This is a genomic window from Synechococcus sp. EJ6-Ellesmere (assembly GCF_024345875.1).
In the GTDB taxonomy this organism is placed as follows: domain Bacteria; phylum Cyanobacteriota; class Cyanobacteriia; order PCC-6307; family Cyanobiaceae; genus Regnicoccus_A; species Regnicoccus_A antarcticus.
In genome coordinates this window covers 1-19,868 of sequence record NZ_JAGQBY010000042.1, presented here as the reverse complement: position 1 = coordinate 19,868, position 19,868 = coordinate 1, and the positions used below count along the sequence as shown (strand labels likewise).

Below are 19,868 nucleotides of genomic sequence, written 5' to 3'. Positions count from 1 at the left end.
TCAACGCCGCCCCAGGAACCGAGCCTGCCGGAACCGCAGCCGCTCGCCCCGCCTCAGCCGCCAGCAGCCAACACCGACCAGGCGATCGCCAGCGTTCAGGGCCTCTACGCCGCCCTCAGCAGCAAGGCCTACGACCAGGCCCGCCGGTTCTTCGGGGGCGCAGCGGCTGATCAGTTCGATCCCGCCTTCTTCAACCAGTTCGAGCGGGTGAGCGTGGCCGATCTGCGCGAAACCAGCCAGGAGGGCTCCAGCGTCACCCTCGAGGGCCTGGTGACTTTCGTCTATCCCGATGGCAGCGTCCAGAGCGAAAGCCGCCGTTTCACCCTCGACACCTCCAGCACTCCCGCCCTGATCACCGCCAGCGACTTCGGGGGCGTGATCAAGCCCCGCTAGGTGGGGTTGGCCGCCAGGTGGGCGACGCCGGTGAGGCGTCAGGCGGTCCCGCAGAAGGTGACATCGGGGAATTTGGCCTTGGCTTCCTCGAGGGCCTTGCCCTTGCCCTCTTCCTGCCAGTAGTTGATCACCTCGGTGGCCTTGTTGAGGATCTCCACCCGCTCGTTGTCGGTGATCCAGGATTTGGCTTCGAGCTCACCCTTGAGGGTTTCCCAGGCATCCTCCCGGGGCCAGAAGAAGTAGGCCGTGAGGGGGCTGGGGCCACCACCCACGATCTGATCGACCGCCAGGGCGACGTTGTCGGGCAGCCAGAGGATCTTCAGCAGAAAGCGGCCCTCATCGGCCTTGGGGGTGTGACCGGAAGGAACCCCATCCTCATCAACCGTGGCCGAGGCCAGGGCGGCACTGGCTCCGCGCAACGGAGGACGCCCCTGGGTGGGAGCCTCATCAGCGGTGCTCACCGCCACGGCCGCCTCAGCGGGGGTCTCTGTCGTGGCAGCGCTTTCAGGGGCCGTCATGGTTTCGGCGCTCAAGGCAAAAAGGCAAACAACTAACCTACCAGCCTCTGAACCAGTCCCTCTGCAGCCGCGAGCCGTCCTTCTCTTCGACATCGACGGGGTGATCCGCGATGTCAGTGGCAGCTACCGCCGGGCCATCGCCGAAACCGTGCACCACTTCGGCGGCTGGCGGCCGGAACCTGAGCAGATCGACGCCCTCAAGGCCGAGGGCCACTGGAACAACGACTGGCAGGCCTCGCTGGAGCTGCTGCGGCGCCAGGGGCTCCAGCCCCTGCCTCCCCTCAACGTGGTGGTGGAGGTGTTCAGCCGGCTCTATTTCGGCGGCGATCCCGACGGTGATCCCAGCGGCTGGAGGGGTTTCATCCGCAGCGAACCGCTGCTGGTGCAGCACGGTTTTTTTCAGGTGCTGGAGCAGGCCGGCATCGCCTGGGGCTTCGTCAGCGGCGCCGAGCCGCCCTCCTGCCGCTACGTGCTTCAGCAGCGCCTGGGCCTGGTGGATCCGCCCCTGATCGCCATGGGCGAGGCACCCGAGAAGCCCGATCCCACCGGTTTTCTGCGTCTGGCCCTGACACTCGGCACCACCTCCTCCGGCGGTGCTCTGCCGGTGGCCTACCTGGGCGACACCGTGGCCGATGTCCACACGGTGGTGGCCGCACGGCGCGAGCGGCCGGACCTTCACCTGCTCAGCCTGGCGGTGGCGCCGCCGCATCTGCACACACCGGAGCAGACCAGCGCCCGAGAGGGCTACGAGCAGGGGCTGCGCTCGGCAGGGGCGGATCAGATCCTCCCCAGCACCTCCAGCCTGGAGCCGGAACAGCTTCTGGGCTGGCTGGGGACAGGGCCGCTCAGCGCTCCATCGCCGCCGGCGCCTTGAGGGCGGAGGCGGTGAGCACCTCATGGCCCACCTCGGTCACCGCCACGTCGTCTTCGATGCGGATACCGATCCCCTTCCAGCGCTCCTCGATCTGAGGCTGTCCCTCGGGCACCGCCAGGCGGTCGCTCACATAAAGGCCCGGCTCCACCGTGAGAACCATGCCCGGCTCCAGCGGCTGGGGGTGCTCCCCGAGGCGGTAGGCGCCCACGTCGTGGACATCGAGGCCCAGCCAGTGGCCGGTGCGGTGCATGTAGAGATGGCGGTAGGCCCCCTGCTCGATCAGGTCATCCACCGACCCGTTGAGCAGGCCGAGGTGAAGCAGGCCCTCCACCAGCACGCGCAGGGCCGCACCGTGGACCTGCTCTGCATCGGCGCCGGGAGCCACGCTGGCGATCGCGGCCAGCTGGGCCTCGAGCACCAGCTCGTAGAGGGCCCGCTGCTCGCCGCTGAAGCGGCCGTTGACCGGGAAGGTGCGGGTGATGTCGCCGTTGTAGTAGTCCGAGACACTGCAGCCGGCGTCGATCAGCAGCAGGTCCCCGTCCCGCAGCGGTGCGTCGTTGCGGGTGTAATGCAGAACGCAGGCGTTGTCGCCACCGGCCACGATTGAGCCATAGGCCGGTCCGCGGGCGCCCTGCTCAAGGAAATGCTGCTCGATCACCGCCTGGATCTGGCGCTCACTCAGTCCTGGACGGGCCACCTCCCTGGCCCGCTCGTGGGCTTCAGCGGAAATTCGCGCCGCCTCCCGCAGCCGCTCCAGTTCCGCCGGGCTCTTGCGCAGGCGCATGTCCTTCAGGATCGGGCAGGGGGCCACCAGCCCCAGGGCCGCATGGCCCGTGCGCGGCGCACGATCGAGCTGCTGGCCCCAGGCCTGCAGCACCAGGGGCTCCACAACAGCGTCGCGGCCCACGCGGAACGCGATCCCTTCGGCGCCCTGGAGGTAGTCGGCAAGGCGGGAGGCCAGCTCGGCGCGGGGGTGGGCCAGATCGGCGCCGAAATGCTCCACCGCCCCCTCGCAGCCCCAGCGGAAGCCGTTCCAGACTTCGGCGGAGGGATCCCTGGGCTCGACGAACAGAACGAAGGGGTTGTCGCTCTGGTGAGGAAGGAAAAGGGCGACGGCCCCGGGCTCATCGAAGCCGGTGAGGTACCAGAAGTCGCTCTGCTGGCGGAAGGGATACTCCACATCGGCGTGGTGACGCACCAGCGGGGCTGCCGGAATCACCGCCGCCGCACCCCCCAGCGCCTCCAGGAAACGCACACGACGCTGGTGGAACTCGGTCTGGGGGATCACCATGGGGTCTGCGCCACTAGCGAGAAGATGGCATAGCCCATTGAATGAACGTGTTCCCATGCCGCGATCGGCCGCGACGACAACCCGATGAATGAGCTCCTGGGTCTGGCGGCCCTGGTGGTGGTGATCCTGATCGGGTCGGCTGTCTGCTCCGGAGTGGAGGCGGCCATGCTCACGGTCAATCCCCTGCGGGTGCAGGAACGGGCCAGCAGGCCGAGGCGGGTGCGGGGGGCATGGGCCCTGCTCGACCTCAAGAACCGCAGGGGCCGCGCCCTGGCCGTGCTGGTGACCCTCAACAACGGCTTCAACATCTTCGGCAGCCTGATGCTGGGCAGCTACGCCGGCTGGGTGTTCTCCAGGCTCGGCGTCGACCGGATCGCCCTGCCACTCTTCTCCGTGGGGCTCACCGTGCTGGTGATCATGCTCGGGGAGATCCTGCCCAAGGCCCTGGGCAGCCGCCTGGCGCTGCCGGTGTCGCTGGCCAGCGCCGCACCGGTGAGCCTGCTGCTGCGGCTGATGCTGCCGCTGGTGCTGCTGCTGGAGCGGATGATGCCGGCGATCACCGCCGAGAGCGAACTCACCACTGATGAGGAGGAGATCCGCCTGTTGGCCCGCCTCGGGTCCCAGAAGGGCCAGATCGAAGCCGACGAGGCGGCGATGATCGCCAAGGTGTTTCAGCTCAACGACCTCACAGCACGGGATCTGATGGTGCCCCGGGTGGCCGCTCCCACGGTGTCGGGCCATGCGCCGCTGGAGAGCGTGCGCGATCTGCTGCTCACCAACACCGCCGGCTGGTGGGTGGTGCTCGGTGAGGAGGTGGATGAGGTGCTGGGGGTGGCCAGCCGCGAGGGCCTGCTGGTGGCCCTGGTGGAGGGCCGCGGCAGCGAAAGCGCCCTCAGCCTCACCGAACCGGTGGAGTTCGTGCCGGAGATGATCCGCGCCGACCGATTGCTCACCGCCTTCCGCCGCAGCAGCCATTCGGTGCGGGTGGTGGTGGATGAATTCGGCGGGTTCGTGGGGGTGATCGGTGCCGACGCCGTGCTGGCGGTGCTGGCGGGCTGGTGGCGGCGGCCCCAGCCCGCCGGGGAGGCCCAGGGATGACCGCAACGGCCATGGCCCCGCCGCCAGTTCTCGAGCGTTGTGAACAGCTGCTGCTGCGCTGGCGCGGCCAGCTGGCTCTGAGCGCGCGGGAGCGAGCCAGCCTGGGGCCGGAACTGGCCGCCTTCGATCGCCAGCTGGGGCGGCTGCGGCGCCGGGAGCTCCATGTAGCCGTGCTCGGCCGGGTGGGCGTGGGCAAATCGAGCCTGCTCAATGCCTTGCTTGGGGAGCACCGTTTCGCCACCGACCTGGCCCATGGCTCCACCAGAGAGCAGCAGCGGCAGCCCTGGCCCGGGGCGATGGCCGGGCCGCTGCAGGTGCAGCTGGTCGACACCCCCGGCATCGATGAGGTGGCCGCCGCCGCCCGGCAACGCCTGGCCGCCCGGGTGGCCCTGGGGGCTGATCTTGTGCTGGTGGTGCTTGATGGCGACCTCAGCCGGGTCGAGGCCGAGGCGGTGCAGCAGCTGCTGAGCTCGGGCAAACCCCTTCTGCTGGTGGTCAACCGCATCGACGGCTGGCCCGAGGGGGAGCGGCAGGCCCTGCTGGCCAGCATCCGCCGCCGGCTTCCCGCCGGCGCCCGTGAGCTGGAGCTGGTGGCCGTTGCCGCGGCGCCCCGGGGAGGCGTGCTGCGCCCCGACGGCAGGGTGCGCAGCGAGCCCCTGCCGCCGCTGGTGGAGCCCCTGCGCGAGCGGCTCACCGGCCTGCTCCGGGCCCATGGGGAGCTGCTGCTGGCCCTCAACGCCCTGGCAGCCGGCGATCGCTTCAACCAGCGGCTCTCGCACTGGCGCCTGCAGCAGCATCGCCGCCAGGCTCAGACCCTGATCGGACGCTTCGCGGCCCTCAAGGCCACCGGTGTGGCGGCCAACCCCCTGATTCTGCTGGATCTGGCCGGTGGTCTGGCCCTGGACACGGCCCTGGTGCTGCAGCTGTGCGAGCTCTACGGACTGCCGCTGAGTGGGCCTCAGGCCAGGGCACTGCTGGGCCGCCTCTCCGGCCACAGCGCCCTGCTGGGCGGCGCCCAGCTGGCCCTGCAACTGCTGCTCGGCGGAGTGCGCCAGCTGTTGCTGCTGGCGGCACCGGCCACCGCCGGGCTGTCCCTGGCTCCGGCGGCGCCGGTGGCCCTGGCCCAGGCGGCCCTGGCGATCCAGACCACCCGCCGGACCGGGCGGCTGGCTGCCGCCGCCCTGCTCAATGGAACCAAGCGCGGCCGGGCCCGCCCCGGGGCGCTGCTGCGCCGCCTGGGGCGCCATGACCCCCAGGCGCGTCAATGGCTGGAGCAGTGGCAGCTGGAGGGCCGCGAGGCCGTGAACGCCAGCCTGCTGCCGTGAGTGAATCCGCCGGCCAGCCGTCCTCGGTGGCCCTGTTCGGCACCAGCGCCGATCCACCGACCCTCGGGCACCGCAGCCTGCTGGCGGGGCTCAGCCGGCGCTATCCCCTGGTGAGGACCTGGGCGAGCGACAACCCCTTCAAGAGCCATGGGGCACCGCTGGCCATGCGGGCGGCCCTTCTGGAGGCGGTGGTGGAGGGTCTGGAGAGTCCCAACCTGCGCGTCGACCAGAGCCTGAGCAGCCCCAGGGCCCTCGACACCCTGGAGCGGGCGGCGCGGCAGTGGCCGGAGGCGGAGCTGGTGTTCGTGGTGGGCAGCGATCTGCTGCCCCAGATCCAGCGCTGGTATGCGGCTGATGAGATCCTGCGCCGCTGCCGTCTGGCGGTGGTCCCGAGACTGGGCTGGCCGCTCGACTCCCTGCAGATCGAGCAGCTCAATCGCCGGGGCGGCCGGGTGGAGGTGCTGCCCCTGCAGATCCCGGCCACGGCCAGCTCCGCCATCCGCCGTCACCCCGACCCTCAACTGGTACCGCCTGAGCTCTGGCCAGTGCTGCTGGAGCAGAATCTCTATGGCCTGCGCTCCTGTCTGGCCAGCCGCCCTCCCCTGCGCTGATGCGTCTTGCCCTGGCACAGATCAATCCCCTCGTGGGGGATCTGCGCGGCAATGCCGCCCAGCTGCTGGAGCACAGCCGGCGGGCCGCGCTAGCGGGCGCCGATCTGGTGATCAGCCCGGAGCTTTCGCTCTGGGGATACCCCCCGCGGGACCTGCTGCTGCGCCCCTCCCTGCTGCTGGAGCAGGGGCGGGTGCTCGAAGCCCTCGCCGCCGAGCTGCCGCCGGGGCTTGGCCTGCTGCTGGGCCTGGTGGATCCGATCGCCGGGCGCGAGCTGCCGGCCCTGTACAACGCCGCTGCCCTGGTGCAACGGGGCCGCTGGCGGGTGGTGGCCCGCAAGCGGCTGCTGCCCAGCTACGACGTGTTCGATGAACGGCGCTACTTCCAGCCCGGAGACCAGGCCTGCCTGCTGGAGTGGCCTGGGGCCGATCGGGTCTGGCGCCTGGGGCTCACCATCTGCGAAGACCTCTGGGTGGAGGAGCGGGTGCAGGGGCACCGGCTGGCGGGTGCCGACCCGATCGCGGAGCTGGCTCCCCAACGCCCCGATCTGCTGCTGACCCTCTCCGCCTCCCCCTTCGCCCAGGGGAAACCGGAGCTGCGGCTGGAGCTGGCGGGGGCGGCGGCGGCCCGCCTGGGCTGTCCGGTGGTCTACGTGAACCAGGTGGGGGGCAACGACGAGCTGGTCTTCGATGGGGGCAGCTTCGTGATCGATCCCCAGGCCCGGGTGCTGCGCCAGCTGCCCTGCGCCCAGGTGGCCCTCGAGCTGTGGGAGCCCAAGCCCCGGGACACGGCGCCAGCGGCCCCAGCCTCCCCGGCGCCGCCACCCCTGGAGCAGCTGTTCCGGGTGCTGGTGCTGGGGGTGCACGACTACGCCCGCAAGTGCGGATTCCAGCGGGTGGTGCTGGGGTTGAGCGGCGGCATCGACTCGGCCCTCGTGGCTGTGATCGCCGCGGCGGCCCTCGGGCCCGAGCAGGTGCAGGCCCTGCTGATGCCCTCCCCCTACAGCTCCGCAGGGTCGCGCCTCGATGCGATCGATCTCGCCAACCGGTTGGGGCTGCCCCACCAGACGGTGGCGATCAAGACCTTGATGGAGGCCTTCGACCACAGCCTGGATCCTGTTTTTGGGGGGGCTCCCCAGGGGCTGACCGCCGAGAACCTGCAGTCGCGCATCCGCGGCACGCTGCTGATGGCAGTGGCCAACCAGCAGGGCCGCCTGCTGCTGTCCACCGGCAACAAGTCGGAGCTGGCGGTGGGCTACTGCACCCTCTACGGCGACATGAACGGCGGGCTCGCGGTGATCGGCGATCTCTACAAGCCCACCGTGTTCCGGCTCTGCCACTGGCTCGACACTGAGGCCGCCGCCGATTGCCGCCAGTCCCTGGGCCTGCCCGCCAGCGGCGAACTGATCGGCGCCGCCATCCGCACCAAGCCCCCCAGCGCCGAACTGCGGCCCGACCAGCGCGACACCGATTCCCTGCCCGACTACGACCAGCTCGATCCCCTGCTCAGGGCCTACATCGAGGAGCTGCGTTCACCGGAGGAGCTGATCGTCCAGGGTCAGGTGGATGGCGAGCTGGCACGACGCGTGTACCGGCTGCTGCGCACGGCCGAATTCAAACGACGCCAGGCAGCACCCCTGCTGAAGGTGAGCGGCCGGGCCTTCGGCGGGGGCTGGCGCATGCCCATCGCCGCCGGACCGCTCTCTTGAGGGGGGCTCAGCTGAGGGGTCAGTGCCCAATCCGTGGCGAAAGCTGGCGATCGGGCGGCCAGCCCGCCAACCTGGAAGGAGCTTCTCATTGGCATGGCCAGCATGGGCCCAGCGGCACCGATCGCGAGCATCGGTGTTCCCAGGGAGATCAAACGGGATGAACAGCGGGTGGCCCTCAGCCCCGATGGGGTGAGGGAGCTGGTGTCCCAGGGCCTCGAAGTGCGTGTCGAGGCGGGAGCCGGCCAGGGGGCCGGCATGGAGGACGCCAGTTACGCCGAGGCTGGAGCGCGCCTGGTCGACCGCGAGGAGGCCTGGGGCGCCCATCTGGTGGTGAAGGTGAAGGAACCCCAGCCGGAGGAGTTCCCCTTCCTGCGCGGTGATCAGGTGCTGTTCACCTACCTGCACCTGGCCGCCTACCCCGAGGTGGGCCGGGCCCTGCTGGAGGCGGGCACCACCGGCGTGGCCTACGAAACCGTCCAGCTCGACAACGGCAACCTGCCGCTGCTGGCGCCGATGAGCGAAATCGCTGGTCGGCTGGCCGCCCAGGTGGGGGCCCATCTGCTCGAGAAACCCCATGGTGGCAGGGGTGTGCTCATGGGCGGCTGCGCCGGGGTGCGGCCGGCGCGGGTGATCGTGCTCGGAGCCGGCACCGTGGGCTGGCATGCCGCCCGGGTCGCCGCGGCCATGGATGCGGAGGTGTTCCTGCTGGATCACACCCCCCAGCGCCTGCGCCTGCTCGAGCCCCAGCGGATCGGGCGGATGGTGAGTCTGGTGAGCAGCAACAGCCTGATCGAGCGGCTGGTTCCCAGCGCTGACCTGGTGGTGGGCGCGGTGCTGACCCCCGGCAGCCGGGCCCCCACCCTGGTGGATGAGGAGGTGGTGAAGCGGATGAAGCCAGGCTCAGTGATCGTCGATGTGGCCATCGATCAGGGGGGCTGCATCGCCACCAGCCGCGAGACCACCCACACCGATCCTGTGGTGACCATCCATGGCGTTCAGCACTACGCCGTGGGCAACATGCCCGGCGCCGTGCCCTTCACCTCCACCGAAGCCCTGGTCAGCGTCACCCTGCCTTACATCATGGGCATCGCCGGTCGGGGACTGGTGGAGGCGGTCACCGAGCGGCCCGAGCTGCTCTCCGGCCTCAACACGGTGGATGGGGCCGTGTGCCATCCCGGAGTGGCCAAGGCCCTGGGGATGCCGACCCGCCATCCGATGGCCTGTCTGCGCTGAGCTGCTCCAGGGGCGGCAAGGGCCGCCGCAGGGCCTCGGGCTGCAGGCCCTCGCGCAGGGCCAGCACCAGGCCGGCAGCCTCCGCATAGCTGGCAGCGGCAATCGCGCTCAGACCAAGGCGCCCGGCACTCACCTCCAGCAGGGAAGGGTTGCCTTCCACGGCGATCAGGGGGATGCCCCGCTCCGCGCAGGCCAGGACAGCCTCACCGCCCAGGGCGCCGGCTGGGGCCACCACCGCGCCGATCCGGCTGGGATGAATCACGGCCTCACCAAGGGGCTCAGGCCCGGACTCGGGCCGCAGCGGGATCAGATCGGGAGCCCGGCTCAGGCCCACCAGCACGCAGGGAAGAAAGGTGTGGCCGAGTTCCTCCGCCGCGGCCAGGGGATCCAGACGCGGATCCAGGGACAGGGGGGCCAGGGCCGGGGCGTGGGCGCAGGGAAGGCCCAGCTGACGGCTGAGCAGATGGCTGATCACGGCTTCAGCGCCGGCGAGGGCATCGACGCCGCTGCCCTGGCGGTAGGAGGCCAGGGCCTCACTGCCGGGGTCATCGGGGAAGCGGGCCACCACGGCGATGGCGGTGGCACCGGCCTGACGCAGGCGTTCCCCCGCCCGGATCAGGGCATCCGGCCGGCCGATCCGGCCGCTGCTCACCCCGCTGGGGCCGAGCGAGAGGCACACCTCCAGGGGAACGTCGGTGCTGAGCACGGGGCCGATCGAGAGCCCCAGGCTGGCGCGGCAGGCCTCGGCCGCCTGCAGGTGGCGCAGGCGCAGCTCCTCCTCGATGCCGGCATCGAGCAGCAGGCCCACCCGCTGCGACGCCACCGGGGCCAGGGCCAGGTCGCCCGCCGCAAAGCGGTTCAGGGCCCAGCCCTCCACGTAGTGGATTCGCGGATCACTCCAGTACAGAGCGGCCGCATTGAGGGCATTGGGATGGGTGATCAGGCATCCGGAGGCGGCCGCCAGCAGCGGGGCCGCCGGCAGACCATCGCCGGCATAACCGCCGATGGCGCAGCCGATGCCGGTGGGAATCACCAGCAGGGTGGGCAGGGGCCGGCTCAAGGGATCTGAAGCAGGACCGCTTCGATCCGTAGCCGCCGCCGCCGCAGCTGGGAGCCCTCCTCAGCCGGCAGGGCGGCAGTGATGGCCCAGCGCAGGGCCTCTCCTCTCTCGGCCAGGGCTGAGCGCACCTGGGGCAGCAGCGGACCGGGGGCAGCCTCCAACCAGAAGTCCACTGTCTCGAGCCGGGGCACAGGAGGACGGTTCAGCGCTGGAACTGGCCGAACTGAGCCTCATAGAGCGCATCCTCCTGGCCAGCCAACAGGTTCAGATCGCTGCGGGGATAGGACACACAGAGCAGGGCAAAGCCCTCAGCCTGCAAATCGGCCTTGACACCCATGGCGTCGGGCTGGTACACCTCACCCTGGCGCAGACGGGCGGCACAGGTGGTGCAGACCCCGGAACAGCAGGAGCTGGGCAAGGGAACGCTGGCCTCCTCGGCCGCCGCGAGCACGGTCTGATCCGCCCGGCAGGGAAAGGTGTGGGTCACGCCGCCTAGCTCGGCGGTCACGGTGAAGCTGTCACTCATGGCGTGATGGGTACGCGGCAGGGGGCTGTCGATCCAGCGGTTCACCCCACCATCTTCCCGGACGACGTGACCCCGTCGAGCGGCAGCTCCAGCCACTGGCCGGGATGGGGCGCCAGGTATTCCGGCGGCTGGGGCTGGCCGGGGCCACAGGCTGGAGCTGTGAGGCAGAGATCGAAGCTGATCGAGAGGCGCAGGTCCTCCTCGTCCTCACTGGGCAACACGGCATGGTCGGTGCTGGAGGGGAAGAGCACCAGCAGACCCGCCTGTGGGGCCAGGTCGTGCCAGCCGGCATTGAGGGGATGACCCGAGGCGATCGGTCCGTCATGGCCCACCGCCAGGCCGGGCACGAGCTCATTGCTGCAACGCCCAGCGAAGAGTCGCAGGCAACCGCTGCGGCCGCTGCCATCACCGTTGAGGTAGTAGACGGCGCTGAGATGGGCATTGGGATGGTGGTGGCGCCCCACCACCTGGCCCGGCTCCGCCACCACAGGCCAGCTGCGCTGCAGATGCAGCCTGACGCGACCGAGATCGAAGCCAAGGGCCCGCAGGTAGTGGTGGGCTTCACGGCTCACCTGCTCCAGCAGCCAGCTGAACTCAGGCCGCTGATGCAACTGCCAGACGCCATGAAAATCACCGGTCCAGGCACAACCTGGATCGGGGTTGGCGTCCTGGTCGCCGCGCTGAGCAAGCACCTGTTGCAGCATCAAAGCCGAATCGAGCGGATCTGGCCGGAGCTGCACCCTGGCAATCGCCAGGGGGAACAGGCTGAGGATGCCCCGATCTGGCTCAGGCCATGGCTGTGGAACCACCGACCACTTCCAGGATCTCCTGGGTGATGGCCGCCTGGCGGGCCTTGTTGTAGTCGAGGGTGAGGCTCTTGGCGAGGGCCTTGGCGTTGTCGCTGGCGTTGTTCATGGCCGTCATCCGGCTGGCCAGCTCACTGGCCGCCGACTCCTGAAGGGAGCGCAGCAGCTGATTCTCCAGATAGAGCGGCAGCAGAGCGTTGAGCAACTGATCCGGGCTCTGCTCGAAAACAAAATCGGACTGCAGCGCAGGCTCCTGGTTCGGCGCGTTGCCGCGCTCGACAGCCAGCTGCCCTTCACGGGTGGTCAGACGGAAGATCTCATCGTCAGGGCTGGCGATGCCCTGCGGATCGAGCGGCAGCAAGGTCTGGGAGACCGGAGCGCTGCTCACCAGGTTGATGAACTTGGTGTAGATCATCTCCACACGGTCGGTGGAGCCGGAAAGGAATTCGGCCAGGATCTGATCGCCGATGGAGCGGGCCTCCTCGGCGTTCGGCACCTGGTCGAGCCCGGTGAAGGTGGCCGTGATCGGATAAGAGCGGTTCTGGAAGTAGGTGGTGGCCTTGCGACCGATCAGCACCAGGGAGATCTCGTAGCCCTGACCCTTCAACTCGGCAAAGCGCTGCTCCGTGCGCTTGATGATGTTGGCGTTGTAGCCACCGCAGAGACCCCGATCGGCGCTGACCACCAGCAGGGTGATGTGGCTGACGGAACGTTCCTGCTGGAGCAGGGGGGTGTTGACCACATCTTCGAAGCGCATGCGCGATTGAAGATTCTCGAGAACCCGGGCCAGCCGATCGGCGAAAGGCCTGGAGCGGAGCACTTGCTCCTGGGCGCGACGCACCTTGGCGGCGGCCACCAGGCGCATGGCCTCGGTGATCTTGCGTGTGTTCTTGACCGAACTGATCCGGTCGCGGATTTCCTTGAGGTTGGCCATGGTGGGGAGACCTCAGGCTGCGGCCAGAAGGGTGGACTTGACGTCGTTGATGGCGTCCTTGAGCATCGACTCAGCCTCGTCGCTGAGAACCTTCTCGGTCTGAACCTTGGTGATGAACTCAGGCTTGTTGGTCTTGAGGTAGTCGCGTAGTTCACGACAGAACTGCACCACCTGATCCACAGGCACCTCATCGATCAGGCCCTTGACACCGGCATACACCACAGCCACCTGCTCAGCCAGGAGCAGCGGGCTGTACTGAGGCTGCTTGAGCAGCTCGCGCAGGCGCTTGCCCCGTCCCAGCTGCGCCTGGGTGGCGGCATCGAGGTCGGAGGCGAACTGGGAGAAGGCGGCCAGTTCATCGAACTGGGCCAGCTCCAGTTTGAGGGTGCCGGCGATCTTCTTGATCGCCTTGGTCTGGGCGGCACCACCCACCCGGCTCACGGAGATACCCACGTTGATAGCTGGACGCAGACCGGAGTTGAACAGGTCGGAGCTCAGGAACACCTGGCCATCCGTGATCGAGATCACGTTGGTGGGGATGTAGGCCGAGACGTCGCCGGCCTGGGTTTCAATGATCGGCAGGGCGGTCATGCTGCCCTTGCCCATCTCATCGGAGAGCTTGGCGGCGCGCTCGAGCAGCCGGCTGTGGCAGTAGAAGACATCGCCGGGGTAGGCCTCACGACCGGGGGGACGGCGCAGCAGCAGCGACATCTGGCGGTAGGCCTGGGCCTGCTTGGTCAGGTCGTCGTAAACCACCAGGGTGGCCTTGCCCTCGTACATGAAGGACTCGGCGATGGCGGCGCCGGTGTAGGGGGCCAGATACTGAAGTGCGGCGGGCTCGGAGGCGCTGGCGGCCACCACCACGGTGTAATCCAGGGCGCCGCGCTCACGCAGTACTTCCACCACGTTGGCGACCGAGGCCGACTTCTGACCGATGGCCACGTAGACGCAGACGACGTCCTCACCCTTCTGGTTGAGGATGGTGTCGATGGCGATGGCGGTCTTGCCGGTCTGACGGTCGCCGATGATCAGTTCCCGCTGGCCGCGGCCAATTGGAATCATGGCGTCGATGGCCGTGATGCCGGTCTGCATCGGCTCATGCACCGACTTGCGCTGAATGATGCCGGGGGCCATCGACTCGATCAGGCGGGTCGAGGTGGTGGCGATCTCACCCTTGCCGTCGATCGGCACACCCAGGGGGTTGATCACCCGGCCGAGCATCGCCTCACCCACCGGCACCTCGGCGATGCGGGTGGTGGCCTTGACGGTGCTCCCTTCCCGGATACCGATGCCATCGGTCAGAAGCACGGCGCCGACGTTGTCGTCCTCGAGGTTGAGGGCAATGCCTTCACTGCCATCGTCGAACTGCACCAATTCACCGGACATGACCTGCTGCAGGCCGTAGATCCGGGCGATGCCGTCACCCACCGACAGCACGGTTCCAACGTTGCTGACCGAGACGGACTTGTCGTAGTCCTCGATCTGCTGCTTGAGGATGGCGCTGATCTCGTCGGGGCGGATGGAAACCATGGGTGGGGGATCCCCTGATGGGGAGGCGATGGAAGGAAGGAGTGGAAGGCGGAGGGGAGGGGGCTAGCCGGCCTTGGCCAGCGCCAGACCGAGGCGGCGCACCTGGCCGGCCAGGCTGGCGTCGATCACCTGGGAGCCCACGCTGACGACGAACCCACCGATGAGGGCTGGATCGATGTGCAGATCGAATTCCACCTTGTCGGTGCCGGCCACGGCCAGAACCTTGGTGTGCAGCGCCTGCTGTTGCTGCTCGCTCAGGGGCGATGCGGAGGTGATCCTGGCCAGAGAGATGCCGCGCTGCTCCCGGTAGAGCACCAGGAAACGATCCAGGACCGCATCAAGGATGGCGATGCGTTGACGATCGGCCAGCAGCTTGAGCAGGGTCAGGAAGGTGGGGGTGACCTCGTTCGCGAAGAGGGTCTCGAGGACCTTCTTTTTGGCCTCGGGCTCGATCACCGGGGAGACAAACGCGGCCCGCAACTCGGGGGAGGACTGCCAGACCTCGAGCAGATCCTTGGCCTCCTTGGCCACCTGATCGGTTTCCTGGCGCTGATCGACGACCTGAAGCAGGGCTTCGGCGTAGGGCGTGGAGATGGAATTGAGGAGCGGCATCAGGCTTGCCCGAGGCTGTTGATGGATTGGTCGATGAACCGGGCCTGAGCTTCGGCATCGAGCTTGCCGGGCAGGGAAGCCAGGGCTCTCTCGACAGCCCGGCGGGCGGCTTCGCGGCGCAGCAGTTCACTCACCCTGGAGGCTTCCGACTGAAGATCAGCGACGGCGCCGTGCTTGAGGCGGGCCATCTCTTCGACGGTCCGGCGCTCGCTGTCAAGGCGGAGGGCATCGGCACGGGCCTTGGCATCACTGCGGATCTTCTCAGCCTTCTTCTGGGCATCGGCCAGATCCTGCTTGGAGGCGGCCAGGGCCGTGGTGGTTTCCTGGAGACGCTGCTCGGCATCCTGGAGATCGGAGAGGATGGCCGCGCGCCTGGTCTCGAGGATCCCACCGAGCACCTTGGGCAGGAACCAGACCAACGCAGCGATCACGATCGCCAGGTTGATGACGTTGGTGTCGAAGAGGTTGAGGTTGAGGCCGAACCCCCCCTCATTGGCCAGAAGGGCCGGAATCGAGATGACGATGCTCATTGGGCAGCCAGCAAACGGGTGACGATCAGATCGCCGAGCCGGTCGGCTTCACCATTGAGAGTGTCTTCAGCCAGCTTGCGCTGAGTGTCGATCTCCCGCCGGGCGGCCTCGCGGCTGCCGTTGGCTTCCGCCTGGGCCGCGGCGAGGGCACTGCGGTAGAGACGGTCCATCTCCTGTTCGGCCTCCACGATCAGAGCCTGGGCCTGCTGGCGGGCTTCGCGCAGCTGCTGGCGCAGATCAGCCTCCAGCCGCTCGATCTGAGCCAGCTGCTGCTTGGCCTCGGCGCGGCTGGTGGAGATGTAGCTCTCACGCTCCTCGACGGTCTTGCCGACAGGGCGGAAAAAGAGAGCGTTGAGAATGAAGGTGAGGAGGACAACCTGAACCGCCATCAGCGGCAGGGTGGCATCGAGGTCGAACAGACCTCCCTCGGGAGCACCTGCTGCGGCAAGCAGTAGCCAGCTGGTCATGGGGCGGGGACGCTGGAGGGATCGGATGGCCCGCGCCGACCTGGGGCCGGTGGGGACGGAGTGGAGCGGTGGGTCCGGGAGTGGCGAATCAGCGGATCGGGGACCGTGGCCTCAGCCCGGTGCCCCGTTCCTGCCGGAGGCGATCAGCCGGCGAAGGGGTTCGCGAACAGCAGCACCAGGGCGACGACCAGGCCGTAAATGGTGAGCGCTTCCATGAACGCCAGGGAGAGCAGCAGGGTGCCGCGGATCTTGCCTTCGGCTTCGGGCTGGCGGGCGATGCCCTCGACGGCACCCTGAGCAGCGCTGCCCTGGCCGATGCCGGGGCCGATGGCGCCGAGGCCGACAGCCAGACCGGCAGCCACAACAGACGCTGCAGAAGTAATGGAATCCATGGTGGAACGTTGGGGATGTGGGGCGCCGGAAGAGCGCGGGTTGAACCTGGCGCCTGGGACATCTCCGCTGGGGAGACGGGCCCGGTTCAGACCGGACCTGCGCGCAGGAGATTTAGCAGAACGGCCGACCGGCCCGGAGGCGGCGGATCAGCCTGGAGGGATCAATGGTGCTCTTCGTGCACTGCTTCACCGATGTAATAAGCGGCGAGGGTGGCGAAGATCAGGGCCTGAATGGCGCTGGTGAACAGCCCCAGAAACATGGCCGGCAGAGGCACGACCAGAGGCACCAGGAACGCCAGCACCGCCACCACCAGTTCGTCGGCAAGGATGTTGCCGAACAAACGGAACGAGAGGGAGAGAGGTTTGGTGAAATCCTCGACGATCTTGAAGGGAAGCATGATCGGCGTGGGCTCCACGTAGTACTCGAAGTACCGGAAACCCTTGCGGCTCAGACCCGCGTAGAAATAAGCCAGAGAAACCAGCAGAGCCAGGGCGATGGTGGTGTTGATGTCGGCGGTGGGGGCCCCGAGCTCGCCACTGGGCAGGTGAATCAGCTTCCAGGGCACCAGGGCACCGCCCCAGTTGCTCACGAAGATGAACAGAAAGAGGGTGCCGATGAAGGGAAGCCAATCGCGGTAAGCCTTCTCGCCGATCTGCTCACGGGCCAGATCACGCAGATACCCCCAGATGAACTCCAGCAGGTTCTGCACACCCCGGGGGTCACGCTCCAGGTTGCGCGTGCCGGCCACCACGAGGGCCAGCAGCGCGCCGATGACGAGCCAGGAGCTCAGGAAGACCTGGCCATGGATCTGAAAACCACCGACATGCCAGTAGAGGTGCTGACCCACCTCCAGTTCGGCGAAGGGAAGAGAAAGAGGCAACGGAACCATCGAGGGGTACAGAGGTGCCGCTGAAGCGACGGATGGAGTGATCAGGAGATCGAAGGATCGCTGATCAGGGGCGGACGAAGGCCTGAAGCAGAAGCGCCGGCTTGTAGAGCAGGAACCCGATCAGGGCCGGGAGGACCTCCAGCTGAGGGACCCGGGAGCAGCCCAGCACGAGGAGCACCGGAACCAGGAGCTGGGCTTTGCCCACCTGCTTGGACTCAGCTCCGATACGACCGACGCTGCGAGCCAGAAGGCGCAGGTAGAGCATGCCGGAGACCGCTCCGAGGGAGAGGCTCAGGGCTGTGGTCCGGTCGAACAGAAGGGCCGCCGCGAGGGCCGCCACAAGTGAAATGACCGCGGTGGACAACAGCAGACGGCGTTGCAGCCGGATGAAGTCCTCAATGCCGTTGTCGGGGCTGTCCACCACGGGGGCGGACTCGGGGGATGGGGCCGGCGGCACCAGTGTGGGGACCGCCAGTTCTCTCCCGGCCAGGCCACGCAGCAAGGACGACCGCAGATCAGAAGCCTCCTGGGGGAACACCTCAGGGGAATCAGGCCCGGCTGGGGTGCCGGATGCGGGGGTGGCCTGCAAGCGCGTCAGCACATCGGAAACGGCGCGCGGAATCTATCACAAAGGTGTTACAAGCCTGTGCCGGAGCGCCCGCTGGCAGGGGCCAGCAACAGCAGGCGGCGGCTCCAGAGGGTGCGGGCCACCGCAGCCTGCTGATCGGGTGACCAGCCCAGGGACAACCGACCGATCGGGGTCGACTCCGGCGCCGCATCAAGGGCCTTCAGCAGCGCCAGGTCCTGATCGTCGAGCTCGATCGGTCTGAGGTCGGGATCGAGCAGCGTGGCCCCCGGCCAGCCCCAGAGACAGGGGTTGCGTCGTCCGCAGGCCGAGAGCAGCTCCTCATCGTTGTCCCAGGAGCTGACGCGCAGGGGGCCGCGGCTGAGAAAGAACTCGAAGTGGCTGATGTCGGGGTCGAGGCTTTCCACCAGGGCCCAGCGCTGGCGGTCGGGCAGGGCCCGGGCCCGCTCCAGCAGTTCTCCCTGCAGCAGGCGGGCCGGATCCCAGACCTCGCGGTTGGAGAAGCCGGCGAACTCGAGCCCGGCGCTGGCCACGAAGCGGAACAGGCCCGCCAGGTCGTAGCTGGATTCCTGGGGATGGAGGTACATGTCGGCGAAATTGGCGTCCGCCGCGGTGTCGAGGGCCCAGCGCTGCTCGTGGTGGCGGCGCAGGCGGTTGGTTTCCGGCAGCTGCTCGAGAAGGGCACGGCCCAGACGCAGGCCCTCCCCATCCCCCACCACCTCCAGGGCCGTGAGCGCCCTCTGCACCCGGTGGATCTCCCAGCGGCCGCCATCGGCATAGAGAAACAGGTGCAGCAGTCCACCAGGCCTGAGCAATGCCGCCAGGGCCTGCAGCCCCGCTTCGGGCTGACGCAGGTGGTGCAGCACCCCCACGGAATTGATCAAATCGAACGGGCCTTCGCCGTCGAGCTCCAGCAGGCTGCGCTGCTCGAGGCGCAGGGAGGAACAGTGCCGGGCACCGCCGGAGCGGCGCAGCCGCTCGCGGGCCACCTCAAGGGCACCCGCGCTGATGTCGACTGCCAGGATCTCCGCGCCGGGGTTGAGATGTGCCAGGTAATCGGTGCTCACACCAGTGCCACAGCCGGCATCCAGCAACCGCACAGGCGGGCCCGCCTCCGGCAGGCGACCCGTGCAGGCGCTGCTGACGCAGGGGTAGCTCCAGCGCCAGTTGTAACCAGGTGGGGGCCCGTCCTGGAGCGGATCCCCCGGATAGGGAAAGCGGTCGTAAAAGGCGCTCACCGCCGGCGTGGCGGCATCGGCGGGGCCTGGGCTCATCGGTGCGGGGATGCGATCCATGGGGAGCTTTTCATGGGCCGGGCCCACCAGGGCCCATTCGTGGCGGCCGGAGTCGATCTGCCGGCAGTCCGCTGCAAACATTTGTTCATGCCTGGCGGGAGGACAGGAGCACAGCCGTAACGTGACTCCGCCCGGTACACGCCCGTTCATGACCGTGACCGCCAGCAGCGGCAGCACCAGGGTCAGCCCTCAGCTCTACGACACCCTGCCGCTCTCCAGCGTCCGTCAGGCGGAGCAACAGGATCGGTTCCCCGAAAAGGTGGAGCTCGAGACCCTCCTCAGCTTCTACCGAAGCGGCTCTGCCCGCGTGGAAGCGGCTCGAGTGATCTCCGCCAATGCCGACACGATCGTCGCCAAGGCCGCCAACCGGATCTTCGCCGGTGGCACGCCGCTCTCCTATCTCGATGCTCCCCTGACCCCCTTCAACGTGGGTCAGCCGGAGACCACGACCCTGGCCAGCGATCAGGTGGCCGCCGCCACCTCCGTGCGCACCTTCGCCCAGGGCAGCGGTGGCACCGGCCTGCTTGGCCGGATCCTCGAAGGGGTCCAGGCCGATGCCGATGTGCGGGTGGTGCTACCCCCCGGCTTCAGCCCGATCAGCGTGGCGCGCTACGGCACCGAGCGCATGCGCAAGTCGCTGCGCGACATGGGCTGGTTCCTGCGCTACGTGGGTTATGCCCTGGTGGCCGGTGATCCCAGCATCCTGGCGGTGAACACCCGCGGCCTGCGCGATGTGCTCGAGAAGGCCTGCTCCCTGGCCGCCACCAACGTGGCCCTGCAGGAGATGCGCGCCGCCGCCGCCAACCTCTTCCGCAAGGACTCGGAATCCAGGCAGCTGGTGATCGACTGCTTCAACGTGCTGCTCAAGGAGCTGGCCGTTCCCACCCCCTCGGCGCGCCAGCGTCTGGGCAGCCCCGAGAACCAGGGTCTGCAGCTCCCGGCCACCTACGCCCTGGCCGCCGAATCCCGCCAGCGCTTCGTGATGAAGCCGGGCCTCTCCGGCCGCGAAAAGGCCGAGGTGATCCGGGCCGCCTACCGGCAGGTGTTCGAGCGCGACATCGTCAAGGGCTACTCCCAGGTGGTGGCCCCCGTGGAAGCCACCCAGGTGTCCCAGGGTCAACTCTCGATGCGGGAGTTCATCCGCGCCCTGGGGCGCAGCAAGGAATACCGGCGGCAGTTTTACGGCCGCTT

Annotated in this window: 22 protein-coding genes and 1 pseudogene; 8 read left to right on the top strand and 15 right to left on the bottom strand. The window is 68.5% G+C overall.

The window, feature by feature from the left end; translation table 11 throughout:
- A pseudogene (locus tag KBY78_RS06430) lies at positions 1 to 393 on the top strand (hypothetical protein); the annotation flags it as partial.
- A 38-nt stretch (positions 394 to 431) separates the two neighbouring features.
- On the opposite strand, the gene KBY78_RS06425 reads toward KBY78_RS06430, so the two are convergent.
- Entirely contained in the window at positions 432 to 926 is a 495-nt protein-coding gene (locus KBY78_RS06425; RefSeq protein WP_006171964.1) for a 30S ribosomal protein PSRP-3, read from the bottom strand.
- Here KBY78_RS06425 and KBY78_RS06420 point away from each other — a divergent pair.
- Positions 910 to 1,785 carry a TIGR01548 family HAD-type hydrolase gene (locus tag KBY78_RS06420; protein WP_399215436.1) on the top strand — a complete coding sequence of 292 codons (876 nt, stop codon included), beginning with the start codon at positions 910 to 912 and terminating at the stop codon, positions 1,783 to 1,785. The two genes, KBY78_RS06425 and KBY78_RS06420, sit on opposite strands and share 17 nt — an antisense overlap.
- Here the strand turns inward: KBY78_RS06420 and KBY78_RS06415 are convergent.
- Positions 1,757 to 3,076 carry an aminopeptidase P N-terminal domain-containing protein gene (locus KBY78_RS06415; protein ID WP_255142891.1) on the bottom strand — a complete coding sequence of 440 codons (1,320 nt, stop codon included), beginning with the start codon at positions 3,074 to 3,076 and terminating at the stop codon, positions 1,757 to 1,759. The genes KBY78_RS06420 and KBY78_RS06415 overlap by 29 nt on opposite strands.
- An 84-nt stretch (positions 3,077 to 3,160) precedes the next feature.
- Between KBY78_RS06415 and KBY78_RS06410 the strand changes: the two genes are divergently transcribed.
- The 5 genes from KBY78_RS06410 (at position 3,161) to ald (ending at position 9,049) form a co-directional block, all read left to right on the top strand.
- The gene (locus tag KBY78_RS06410) at positions 3,161 to 4,174 is read left to right on the top strand and encodes a CNNM domain-containing protein (protein ID WP_255142890.1); all 1,014 of its coding nucleotides are present in this window, start codon (positions 3,161 to 3,163) and stop codon (positions 4,172 to 4,174) included.
- On the top strand, positions 4,171 to 5,499 hold the full coding sequence (locus tag KBY78_RS06405; protein WP_255142889.1) for a DUF697 domain-containing protein: 1,329 nt from the start codon (positions 4,171 to 4,173) through the stop codon (positions 5,497 to 5,499). Before KBY78_RS06410 ends, KBY78_RS06405 begins: the two co-directional genes overlap by 4 nt.
- A complete protein-coding gene (locus KBY78_RS06400; RefSeq protein WP_255142888.1) occupies positions 5,496 to 6,110 on the top strand; it encodes a nicotinate-nucleotide adenylyltransferase in 615 nt (204 codons plus the stop codon). The genes KBY78_RS06405 and KBY78_RS06400 overlap by 4 nt, the downstream gene beginning before the upstream one ends.
- Positions 6,110 to 7,816 (top strand): NAD+ synthase, encoded by a 1,707-nt coding sequence (locus tag KBY78_RS06395; RefSeq protein ID WP_255142887.1) that lies wholly within the window; start codon positions 6,110 to 6,112, stop codon positions 7,814 to 7,816. Before KBY78_RS06400 ends, KBY78_RS06395 begins: the two co-directional genes overlap by 1 nt.
- A gap of 93 nt (positions 7,817 to 7,909) precedes the next feature.
- Entirely contained in the window at positions 7,910 to 9,049 is a 1,140-nt protein-coding gene (gene ald, locus KBY78_RS06390) for an alanine dehydrogenase (protein ID WP_255142886.1), read from the top strand.
- On the opposite strand, the gene KBY78_RS06385 is transcribed toward ald, so the two are convergent.
- The 13 genes from KBY78_RS06385 to KBY78_RS06325 form a co-directional block, all read right to left on the bottom strand.
- Positions 8,961 to 10,109, bottom strand: a complete 1,149-nt coding sequence (locus tag KBY78_RS06385; protein ID WP_255142885.1) for a DUF3326 domain-containing protein — start codon at positions 10,107 to 10,109, stop codon at positions 8,961 to 8,963. The two genes, ald and KBY78_RS06385, sit on opposite strands and share 89 nt — an antisense overlap.
- Positions 10,106 to 10,300 (bottom strand): hypothetical protein, encoded by a 195-nt coding sequence (locus KBY78_RS06380; protein ID WP_255142884.1) that lies wholly within the window; start codon positions 10,298 to 10,300, stop codon positions 10,106 to 10,108. The genes KBY78_RS06385 and KBY78_RS06380 overlap by 4 nt, the downstream gene beginning before the upstream one ends.
- Before the next feature lie 11 nt (positions 10,301 to 10,311).
- Positions 10,312 to 10,635, bottom strand: a complete 324-nt coding sequence (locus KBY78_RS06375) for a 2Fe-2S iron-sulfur cluster-binding protein (RefSeq protein WP_255142883.1) — start codon at positions 10,633 to 10,635, stop codon at positions 10,312 to 10,314.
- Positions 10,636 to 10,676: 41 nt separating this feature from the next.
- Positions 10,677 to 11,444, bottom strand: a complete 768-nt coding sequence (locus tag KBY78_RS06370; RefSeq protein ID WP_255142882.1) for a TIGR02466 family protein — start codon at positions 11,442 to 11,444, stop codon at positions 10,677 to 10,679.
- The gene (locus KBY78_RS06365) at positions 11,422 to 12,375 is read right to left on the bottom strand and encodes a F0F1 ATP synthase subunit gamma (RefSeq protein WP_255142881.1); all 954 of its coding nucleotides are present in this window, start codon (positions 12,373 to 12,375) and stop codon (positions 11,422 to 11,424) included. Before KBY78_RS06365 ends, KBY78_RS06370 begins: the two co-directional genes overlap by 23 nt.
- 12 nt (positions 12,376 to 12,387) lie before the next feature.
- On the bottom strand, positions 12,388 to 13,905 hold the full coding sequence (atpA, locus tag KBY78_RS06360; protein ID WP_006171977.1) for a F0F1 ATP synthase subunit alpha: 1,518 nt from the start codon (positions 13,903 to 13,905) through the stop codon (positions 12,388 to 12,390).
- Positions 13,906 to 13,968: 63 nt separating this feature from the next.
- Entirely contained in the window at positions 13,969 to 14,517 is a 549-nt protein-coding gene (atpH, locus tag KBY78_RS06355; RefSeq protein ID WP_255142880.1) for an ATP synthase F1 subunit delta, read from the bottom strand.
- Entirely contained in the window at positions 14,517 to 15,047 is a 531-nt protein-coding gene (locus KBY78_RS06350; RefSeq protein WP_255142879.1) for a F0F1 ATP synthase subunit B, read from the bottom strand. The genes atpH and KBY78_RS06350 overlap by 1 nt, the downstream gene beginning before the upstream one ends.
- Positions 15,044 to 15,514, bottom strand: a complete 471-nt coding sequence (locus KBY78_RS06345; RefSeq protein ID WP_006171980.1) for a F0F1 ATP synthase subunit B' — start codon at positions 15,512 to 15,514, stop codon at positions 15,044 to 15,046. Before KBY78_RS06345 ends, KBY78_RS06350 begins: the two co-directional genes overlap by 4 nt.
- Positions 15,515 to 15,657: 143 nt before the next feature.
- Positions 15,658 to 15,906 (bottom strand): ATP synthase F0 subunit C, encoded by a 249-nt coding sequence (atpE, locus tag KBY78_RS06340; RefSeq protein ID WP_185465090.1) that lies wholly within the window; start codon positions 15,904 to 15,906, stop codon positions 15,658 to 15,660.
- Between the two features lie 161 nt (positions 15,907 to 16,067).
- On the bottom strand, positions 16,068 to 16,796 hold the full coding sequence (gene atpB / locus KBY78_RS06335) for a F0F1 ATP synthase subunit A (protein WP_006171982.1): 729 nt from the start codon (positions 16,794 to 16,796) through the stop codon (positions 16,068 to 16,070).
- A gap of 64 nt (positions 16,797 to 16,860) precedes the next feature.
- Complete coding sequence (locus KBY78_RS06330; protein WP_255142878.1) at positions 16,861 to 17,385, bottom strand: ATP synthase subunit I; 525 nt, start codon at positions 17,383 to 17,385, stop codon at positions 16,861 to 16,863.
- Between the two features lie 47 nt (positions 17,386 to 17,432).
- Positions 17,433 to 18,656 (bottom strand): trans-aconitate 2-methyltransferase, encoded by a 1,224-nt coding sequence (locus KBY78_RS06325; protein ID WP_255142893.1) that lies wholly within the window; start codon positions 18,654 to 18,656, stop codon positions 17,433 to 17,435.
- A gap of 169 nt (positions 18,657 to 18,825) precedes the next feature.
- Between KBY78_RS06325 and KBY78_RS06320 the strand changes: the two genes are divergently transcribed.
- Positions 18,826 to 19,868 (top strand): phycobilisome rod-core linker polypeptide (locus KBY78_RS06320; RefSeq protein ID WP_255142877.1); only part of this gene is annotated, 1,043 nt, incomplete at its 3' end.

Excerpts from the sequence above, each read along its gene's own strand:
- KBY78_RS06420 (WP_399215436.1), top strand. The coding sequence starts at position 910 with ATGGTTTCGGCGCTCAAGGCAAAAAGGCAAACAACTAACCTACCAGCC.
- KBY78_RS06415 (WP_255142891.1), bottom strand. The coding sequence starts at position 3,076 with ATGGTGATCCCCCAGACCGAGTTCCACCAGCGTCGTGTGCGTTTCCTG.
- KBY78_RS06410 (WP_255142890.1), top strand. The coding sequence starts at position 3,161 with ATGAATGAGCTCCTGGGTCTGGCGGCCCTGGTGGTGGTGATCCTGATC.
- KBY78_RS06405 (WP_255142889.1), top strand. The coding sequence starts at position 4,171 with ATGACCGCAACGGCCATGGCCCCGCCGCCAGTTCTCGAGCGTTGTGAA.
- KBY78_RS06395 (WP_255142887.1), top strand. The coding sequence starts at position 6,110 with ATGCGTCTTGCCCTGGCACAGATCAATCCCCTCGTGGGGGATCTGCGC.
- ald (WP_255142886.1), top strand. The coding sequence starts at position 7,910 with ATGGCCAGCATGGGCCCAGCGGCACCGATCGCGAGCATCGGTGTTCCC.
- KBY78_RS06375 (WP_255142883.1), bottom strand. The coding sequence starts at position 10,635 with ATGAGTGACAGCTTCACCGTGACCGCCGAGCTAGGCGGCGTGACCCAC.
- KBY78_RS06365 (WP_255142881.1), bottom strand. The coding sequence starts at position 12,375 with ATGGCCAACCTCAAGGAAATCCGCGACCGGATCAGTTCGGTCAAGAAC.
- atpA (WP_006171977.1), bottom strand. The coding sequence starts at position 13,905 with ATGGTTTCCATCCGCCCCGACGAGATCAGCGCCATCCTCAAGCAGCAG.
- atpH (WP_255142880.1), bottom strand. The coding sequence starts at position 14,517 with ATGCCGCTCCTCAATTCCATCTCCACGCCCTACGCCGAAGCCCTGCTT.
- KBY78_RS06350 (WP_255142879.1), bottom strand. The coding sequence starts at position 15,047 with ATGAGCATCGTCATCTCGATTCCGGCCCTTCTGGCCAATGAGGGGGGG.
- KBY78_RS06345 (WP_006171980.1), bottom strand. The coding sequence starts at position 15,514 with ATGACCAGCTGGCTACTGCTTGCCGCAGCAGGTGCTCCCGAGGGAGGT.
- atpE (WP_185465090.1), bottom strand. The coding sequence starts at position 15,906 with ATGGATTCCATTACTTCTGCAGCGTCTGTTGTGGCTGCCGGTCTGGCT.
- atpB (WP_006171982.1), bottom strand. The coding sequence starts at position 16,796 with ATGGTTCCGTTGCCTCTTTCTCTTCCCTTCGCCGAACTGGAGGTGGGT.
- KBY78_RS06325 (WP_255142893.1), bottom strand. The coding sequence starts at position 18,656 with ATGAGCCCAGGCCCCGCCGATGCCGCCACGCCGGCGGTGAGCGCCTTT.